Genomic DNA, 1,712 nt, shown 5'->3' on the forward strand with positions numbered 1-1,712 from the left:
CTCAATGATTTGGTTCGCTCGGATGTTGGCACCGCGAAATCAGAACGACATCGCGTTTTAACCGAAGCTGAGTTAAGGTCTTTTGTTGATTTCATCACGCATTCCAACCGGATGATGGACTATTACCAACGGCTTGCATTGCTGTTGACTATCTTTGGTGCACGAACGCAAGAGGTTCGGCTTTCAACGTGGGATGAATGGGATTTTACATCCCGACGATGGACAGTCCCCAAGTAGAACAGTAAAACCGGAGAAATCATTGTTCGTCCTATTCCTCAAGATGTGATCCCGTATTTACAAACCATCAAGCAGGAAACTGAAAAAACGGGTTATGTATTGGGTGGGATTAAAGCTTCTTCCTCGGTCAGTAACAGGGGGCGCTCTTTCTGGAAAACATTAGAACATCAAAGCTTGTGGACATTTCATGACTTGCGTCGAACGATGGCAACACGAATGAATGACTTACGGGTTCCGCCTCATGTGGTTGACCATCTGTTAGGTCATGCTATCGGTGGGGTCAGCGGTGTATATAACCGAAGTCAATACATCCCAGAGAAGGAAGAAGCGTTAGAAAAATGGCTGGATTATTTGGGTATCAGGGATTTTTTATTGTCCTCCCACAGGTAACCGATAATCCTTTTATGTGATAGCTCAAACCCTATCGGATAAGCTTGCCGACACTAACCAATACCATATCCGATAGCCTTGATATACCCAATATAATGCTGTTGTTCTATACAGTATCAAGTGGTTAAAATACCGTTTGCAATTCTAAACCGGTTCACAATCACAAACGGTTTCGGTTGCATTATATAGGGAACGAGGATTCACAATCTTTGTAAACCGGATTGTGGTTCCGGTTGCCAACCACAAATGCAATGATTGGGAATGTTTTCCGAATCTATCTACATCAATGACATGATGTGATGTTACATAAGGCGGTCTTGGTTCCTATGTAACATAACGTTATGTTATATAAGAGCATCATATTCAGAGTATGGGTTGTACATATGTTGGTAAACAAGCGTCGGTTTATCCGCTTGGATGAGATTTCAGAGAAAACACCGTTAACCAAAGGGGATGTGTTGGCGTTGATTGAAAACGGAGATTTAGCCTTTTGTGCAATGGTTGACCTGCATCGGATGGCCGCATTCAATCCTAAAACTAATACGGTTTTAGGTGTGTTCAATTATCGCGGTATGGTTCGTTTGTACAAAAAGGATTCACAAGCGTTCACATTAAAGAATAAAGCTCAGACATTGAAACAGGTGTTTATCCTGCAACCGGATAAAATCAACCAGTGGGGCAGTGTTGCGGAGTATTTCGGGGAAGTGGCACACAGCCGTTACCGAATTGTACCAAAGCGAATGCCTCAACCTGATTTTGCATTTCCGGCTTTGGCACAGGTTGAAATAGGTCAGTCGTTTACTCAGATAGGAAAAAACCTCCTTGCTGATTGGGGAAAGACGCTTGATGTCCCGAATCAATTGCAGGCTGACAACAACCACTATTTTCAATCTACATGGGTGGTTATCCAACCGGAATCACTCCGACTGGATATAGAGGCCATTGAGCGGCTATGTGGTCAGCATCAGTCCTCTATGGCAGAAAATAGTGTTCAGAGTCCCGCAATTTCTCAGTTGGAAGCACTTACCCATCCCATTGAGCAAATCGTTTACCGGATACTCAAACAAGACCCTGACGCCCGAGCC

The 1,712-nt window shown here is 43.8% G+C and carries 1 protein-coding gene and 2 pseudogenes; all 3 read left to right on the forward strand.

Annotated elements, in window-relative coordinates:
- Positions 1 to 237: pseudogene (locus VR7878_RS21200) on the forward strand (integrase); the annotation flags it as partial.
- A 15-nt stretch (positions 238 to 252) separates the two neighbouring features.
- A pseudogene (locus tag VR7878_RS20645) lies at positions 253 to 627 on the forward strand (tyrosine-type recombinase/integrase); the annotation flags it as partial.
- A gap of 383 nt (positions 628 to 1,010) precedes the next feature.
- Positions 1,011 to 1,712 (forward strand): hypothetical protein (locus VR7878_RS20650; RefSeq protein WP_077337814.1); only part of this gene is annotated, 702 nt, incomplete at its 3' end.

Origin of the sequence: Vibrio ruber DSM 16370 (assembly GCF_900163965.1) — a bacterium.
Taxonomy (GTDB): domain Bacteria; phylum Pseudomonadota; class Gammaproteobacteria; order Enterobacterales; family Vibrionaceae; genus Vibrio; species Vibrio ruber.